The organism is Thiohalocapsa sp., assembly GCF_019695415.1.
GTDB lineage: Bacteria > Pseudomonadota > Gammaproteobacteria > Chromatiales > Chromatiaceae > Thiohalocapsa.
Genome location: NZ_JAIFKJ010000459.1, coordinates 1 through 5718 on the forward strand (window position 1 = coordinate 1; position 5718 = coordinate 5718).

Genomic DNA, 5718 nt, shown 5'->3' on the forward strand with positions numbered 1-5718 from the left:
AACGCCGCCAGGCGCCGTGCGGGACGTGCCATGGCGGCCGTAGCGGCGCTCACCCGGTGGGTGACATGCAGCCAGTGTGGCAATCGCAACCGGTACAGCCATTTGCATACGCTCTGAAGCGGTCAACTGCTCTTTTTACGTTCAAGTGCCCTCCTCCCTACATGCCCCCATTCCTCAGACAGCCAGATAGCCGATCGCGGCCGGCAAGATCTCCCCACTGCCCCAACAGGTCGCTTGTTCCTCCCAAAGCGGCCGTTGCTCCAGGGGACCTCCGCGACCGGTTACGACCCAATCCCGCCGCCGAGCCCCAACGGCTTCGACGTCTGGAGCGGGCAGGGGAACCAGACGCCGGGGACTGACCGGCAAAAATGACCGCATCGGGCCTGGATTAGCTGACAACATCGGAGCCGATCGATTTGCCTGCGTCTGCCCACGGACGAGGCTCTCAGCCGTTCATCCGGGTGCTGTGCTGACGGATGTCTGGATCCTGACGTAGTTGATTCCGTTGACATTGGAGTATAATACTCAGTGTGACGAAGGCTTGGAGCACGGGGGCAGGTGAGGATCTTCAAGAACGCTTGGTTCGAGCGCTTCGCCCGCAAGCAGAAAATCCGGGACAGGATGTTACGCGAAGCTGTCCTTCGAGCGGAGCAGGGTCTAATCGATGCCAATCTCGGCAGCGGAGTCATCAAACAGCGTGTGGCTCGCCTTGGGCAAGGTCGCTCTGGAGGCTACCGGACCCTGATTTTGTACCGCCAGAGGCATCGTGCCTTCTTCGTCTATGGCTTTGCCAAGAACCAGCAGGCCAACATCAGTAAGGAGGAGGAAGCTGCATTCAAGAAGGCGGCGCGGCACGTCCTCGAGCTGACGGACGAGCAACTCTCTGCGCTGATCCTGAACGGGCAATTCTCGGAGGTTGAACACAATGGCTAAACAGTATCGTAGCGACGCGATGGCCTCGATCCACGAAACCATGGAAGCCCTAAAGGGGGTGGGCGCCATCGACAAGCAGACCATGCGCGAGTTCGATGACGCGTGCCTCACGCCGATCGAGCCCCTCTCTCCCGAGGCCATCCGCGCCCTGCGCGAGCGCGAGCATCTATCTCAGCCCGTCTTTGCCCGCTACCTCAATGTGAGCAAAAACTTGGTCTCGGACTGGGAGCGCGGCGTCAAGCGTCCCGGTGGGCCAGCGCTGCGCCTGCTGACCGTCATCGAGAAGAAGGGGATTCAGGCGATCGCCTGAAGGGGACCTCGAAAAATGCCTTCCAAGGCATTTTTCGAGACGCGAAGCGACAACGCGGTTTCCGCTTCGCTTCATTTCTTAAGCGCTTGAGAAGTGGCGGGGCGTTCTGCCCCGCATGGGCACCTCGAATTTTTCGAGGTGCCCTGAACGCTCGACGCCGAGTCAACACGAAGGTCGCGGTGGTGATCCCTCGCTGATCAGTTCGAAGAAGTGAACAATACGCATGAGCGGAACCTCGGCCGCGACGATCACAACCGGGGCTTTCGCCCCAGACCAGCCGCGAATTACCAACGTCGGCTGAAGAGGTAGTTGCGGTCGCTCATCCGCGCCGAATTAGCGTCCGCAGTTGTTAACACCAGCTCAATCGCAAGTGCCCGCTTTGTAGCAGACAGCGGATACCGCATAGGCATGAAAGGCGGCATGGTCGATCGGGCGACCGCCGAACCAGAATCCCGCGCCGCTGACCTTGGTTGGTCGCCTCGCGGGTGACCGCATCCGGCAGGTGCTGTGCAATGCCGCCGGGGTGAAGCGGTGCTGGAGGGGTGGAGAGACGTGTCACCGCCAGGTCGTTGCCGCCCCAGAACAAGGACACCCGGCTGCACTTGCCGGGGAAACGGGCGCGAACTGCCTTGAACACCCGGTCCGCCTGCACCAGCAACTGCGATAAGCGGTGCGCATACCCTGCATCCCAGACGGCATGGGTGCGGTCGCGGCCGAACAGGGTCGGGTCCGGCAGCTCGTTGGGGAGGTCGTGCATGCGGACCCGGATCCCCAGGTCTTCGAGCAAGGCAGCAGCCGCTCGCGGAAGTGCACACACCCATCGGCGCCAACGGCAGCATGCGGTCGCCGCCGTCGCTGGTGATCAGCAGCATCCGGCGGGCGGCGAAGTCGAAGTCGATCTGGAACTGGCGGCGCGGCCTTCATGGGCGGACTCGAGCGACGCGCCGTCCTGGCACGCGTCGTCCTCGCCGAACGTCTCCTGCACTCGGCTCGGCATCGTGCGTCCCGGAGTCAGCGCGACGACCGGCACTGGGGGTCACTTGATGAGTCGGGTCTGAGGGAACTGAGCATACCAGCCAAACCAGAACGCCCGGTGGGCCGCGAGGCGCTCCTTGCGGGTGCCGTCGCCCGCGGTCAAGGCGCTCTCGGTCAGCGTCCATTCACGACCGTCCCCACTCACCGCGCGACCGCGGCCGTCCCAGCTCACGAAGCTCACCCCGGACGCGTCGTAGACGCGGTTTGCACCACTCGGGTCCGTGAAGACGACAAAGTCGGTGGCGCCGGCACGGCCTTGATAAACCGGGTTGCGCTCCAGGAGCTCGGCCGCGATCGCCAAGGGCTCACCGTCGTAGCGGATCGCCAGGACCTCGGCCTTGTTGGGCAGACGCCGATCGAGGGTCGGCACGGCGAACATCAGGCGGTCCGTCGCGAAGTAGTCGCGGTAGGCCGCGCCTTCGCTGTAGTCGCGCTCACGGCCAGTTTCGAGCGAGAGCACAAGCGTGTCGGGGTGGCGGGAACGCCATTCACCCCAGGTCGTGGTCACCACCGGCCGCGTCTCGAGCTCGATGCCCTTGCCGACGAGGGGACCGATGACGGGCGTTCCGGTGAATGTCGACCAGAGCGAGCTGGTTGCCTTGTCGTACATCAGCTTGTTCGACCGGTACAAGAAGCCGCTGGTGCCGAGGTCGTGATAGGTGCCGGCGATGGTGCTGTCGTAGAGGATCATCGCGCCGCAGAGCGTGCAGTACACGCCGGTCAACTCGCGCCCGCCGATCCGGTCCTTGACCATTTCGTGCCAGGCGAGAATGCGCTTCGGGTACGCGCGCGCCTCGCCGTCCAGGAAGACCCCGAAGACGATGTTGTCGTCGTCGAGATAAGTCGCGTCGCGGGCGGCGAGCATCTTCGGTTGCACCAGCGGCGGGATTCCGTCCTGATTGACACCGCCCCAGAGGACCTCGTCCAGACGGATCAGCGTCGGCGGTTGATCGTCGAAATAGTCCCGGAAGGCAGGATCGATCTCACTGTAGAGCGTGGCCATGAACTCGGCATAGCGCGGGTGCTGACCGGGATTCGAGGTCCAGATCCAGCGGTAGAACGGGTCATAATCGCCGCGGAAGCGGAGGCCGGATTTCTCCTCCAGCAACCGCGTCATCGCCGCGTCGATCTCCGGCGACGTGCTGAAGTAGATCAGGTCCAGCAGCATCGTCGCGTAGGCGTCCTCCCAGTCCGCCGCAATGCGCTCCAGGGACGCGCGCGCCAAAGGCTCGTCGGCGGCCAGGTCATAGAACCAGGTCAACGGCAGATACGCCGGATCGGACGCTGGTAGCGGTGCCGCCGACAGATCGCTCTGCGGGGGATTGGAGCATGCCGTTGCCCCGAGACCGAGCGTGACGAAAACGATGGCGAGAGCAGCGAGTCGGTGCATTGTTCGGTGGCCTTTTGTTGTTGTCTGGTGCGCAGCTGGGGCTGGTGGACTTGCAGCCCCGCTCTAAGGGCACATCTCCAGCCAAGACCAGACGCGTCCTGGAAAGATTTCGCGCGACCCATCGGTCATTCGGTTGAGCCATCGTGCGGACCTACTCAGCCCTCTCAGGGCCACAGACCCAGCTCGCAGCTCGGGGGGAACCGTGAAACGCCGCCACCTCGCCTTCGCCGGCTTGCTCCTCGCCTCGTCAGCGATCGCTCGCCCGACGATTCAGGTCGGCGACTTCTCCACCGCCCAGCTGGGCGAACGGCCGGTCGCCTGGCGGCTTGCGCGGCTTCCGCTCGTGAAGCCGACCGAATTCAAGGTCGCCACCATCGCCGGGGTGACAGGGGTTCGGATGGACGCACGAAACGCCGGCGCAGCACTCTATCGAACCGTTCAGGTCGATCCCGCATCGACACCGGTGCTGCGCTGGCGCTGGCGGGTCGACCGCGTCGTGGAAGACGCCGACATTCGTCGCAAGCAGGGCGACGACTTGCCGGCACGGCTGTACGTCATGTTCGACTACCCCCTCGACCGGCTGCCGCTGATCGAGCGCAGCAAGATTCAACTGGCACGCTCGGTCGCCGGCGAACTGGTCCCAGCGGCAGCGCTCTGCTACGTCTGGGATGCCAGCCTCCCCGCAGGCACGACCCTCTGGAGTCCGTACAGCAAGCGGGTCCGCGTGGTGGTCGTCGGAGGCGGGCGTGACCAAATCGGGCGTTGGATTGACGAAGAGCGGGATGTCGCCGCGGATTTCCGCGCGGCGTTTGGTGAAAGCCCGCCCGGCATCACGGGGATTGCGATCGGTGCCGACACGGACCAAACTGGCGGCACCGCGCGCGGTTGGTTCACCGACATTTCCTTTCGCCCCAAACCCTAAGGCAAGCGCTCGGACCCATGGGTAAACGTCTACGTCAACACCATCGGTCGATGGCGGTCCAGACCCGCGCATCTTCGGTGAACAGCGCGGTAGATCGCCATCGAGCCCGGTGAAGAGCACTTGGGTGGTGTTCGGCTGGGGAGGCTGGTGGCGGGCGCCCCTGGCGGGGTGAGCGCGGGAAGGAGCCCGGAGGGCGACTCGACGCTACGCACGCAACTGCGGATGATTGGAAGCACCCGGGAGCTGGCATTGTTCAACCTGGCGATCGACAGCAAGCTGCGCGGCTGCACTCTGGTGAGCCTGCGCGCGGGATGTGGCCCATGGCGACCACGCCCTCAGGCGAGCCAGCGCCGTGCAGCTCAAGACCCGCCAGCCGGTCCGCTTTGAGTTGGCGCAGCAGACCCGCGGTGCCGTCACCGCCTGGAGCGCGCAAGCGGCTCTGCCTGCGACCGATGACCTGTTCCTGAGCCGCCGGTCGGCCTCTGCACATCTGTCGGTCCGACAGCATGCGCGGTTAGTGAAACAGTGGATCGCGCTCATGGGGGCGGACCTGGCAGAGTATGGTACACACTCCTTGCGCCGGACCAAGGCGACGCTGATCTACCGCAAGACCAAGAATCTGCGCACGGTGCAGCTAGTCTTGTGCCATTGCAAGATCGAGTCCCCTTGGCCCTCAGAACACGGTCAGCGTGAGCTACTCGATCCGCACATATATCCTCGGACCGGACGACACCCTGTACCGGCTGGCGAGCGCGAAGTTCTCCCGCATGGTCGAGGACCCTGAGAGCCACCGACTTGAGCGCTTTGCGGGCCAACGCGTGCGCATGGCCGAGGTCACCGTGGAAGTGCGTGATCGGGCACCCCGTGCCGTCGTCCGCCTCGTCTACGAGATGCTCGGATTCGATGCCGACGGGCATTTGGACCGCGCCACGTTCATGCGCCAGAACATGGCGCTGGCGGCACTGACCATCGATCCAATGATACGTCGATTGGTGAAAGAGGATAAGGCCGTGGTCGATGCCAGCAGCCGCTTTGTCGCGCGCGGCGGGTCCTGGCATCCATCCGCTGCGCTGGAGCGGGCGATCCTGCGCGCTGCGCTTGACGAGACGTCGTGCAAGCGGCTCTAGC

General features: G+C 64.4%; 7 protein-coding genes. 5 read left to right on the forward strand and 2 right to left on the reverse strand.

Translation table 11 applies throughout. The features are described 5' to 3' along the window. Positions 1-558: 558 nt before the first annotated feature. Positions 559-933, forward strand: a complete 375-nt coding sequence (locus I6U14_RS12835) for a type II toxin-antitoxin system RelE/ParE family toxin (RefSeq protein WP_296899898.1) — start codon at positions 559-561, stop codon at positions 931-933. Then, positions 926-1243, forward strand: coding sequence for a DNA-binding transcriptional regulator (locus tag I6U14_RS12840; RefSeq protein ID WP_296899899.1), 318 nt, complete (start codon positions 926-928; stop codon positions 1241-1243). Before I6U14_RS12835 ends, I6U14_RS12840 begins: the two co-directional genes overlap by 8 nt. 349 nt (positions 1244-1592) lie before the next feature. Here I6U14_RS12840 and I6U14_RS12845 read toward each other — a convergent pair whose 3' ends face one another. After that, positions 1593-2000, reverse strand: a complete 408-nt coding sequence (locus tag I6U14_RS12845; protein WP_296899900.1) for a DUF5996 family protein — start codon at positions 1998-2000, stop codon at positions 1593-1595. A gap of 279 nt (positions 2001-2279) precedes the next feature. Continuing rightward, entirely contained in the window at positions 2280-3446 is a 1167-nt protein-coding gene (locus tag I6U14_RS12850; RefSeq protein ID WP_296899901.1) for a DUF3179 domain-containing protein, read from the reverse strand. Positions 3447-3870: 424 nt separating this feature from the next. On the opposite strand from I6U14_RS12850, the gene I6U14_RS12855 reads away from it, so the two are divergent. The 3 genes from I6U14_RS12855 (at position 3871) to I6U14_RS12865 (ending at position 5717) form a co-directional block, all read left to right on the forward strand. Further along, positions 3871-4590, forward strand: coding sequence for a DUF3047 domain-containing protein (locus I6U14_RS12855; RefSeq protein ID WP_296899902.1), 720 nt, complete (start codon positions 3871-3873; stop codon positions 4588-4590). A gap of 352 nt (positions 4591-4942) precedes the next feature. After that, the gene (locus tag I6U14_RS12860) at positions 4943-5374 is read left to right on the forward strand and encodes a tyrosine-type recombinase/integrase (protein WP_296899903.1); all 432 of its coding nucleotides are present in this window, start codon (positions 4943-4945) and stop codon (positions 5372-5374) included. After that, positions 5280-5717: a hypothetical protein gene (locus tag I6U14_RS12865; RefSeq protein WP_296899904.1), complete on the forward strand. Its 438-nt coding sequence runs from the start codon at positions 5280-5282 to the stop codon at positions 5715-5717. The genes I6U14_RS12860 and I6U14_RS12865 overlap by 95 nt, the downstream gene beginning before the upstream one ends. The last annotated feature ends 1 nt before the right edge of the window (position 5718 follow it).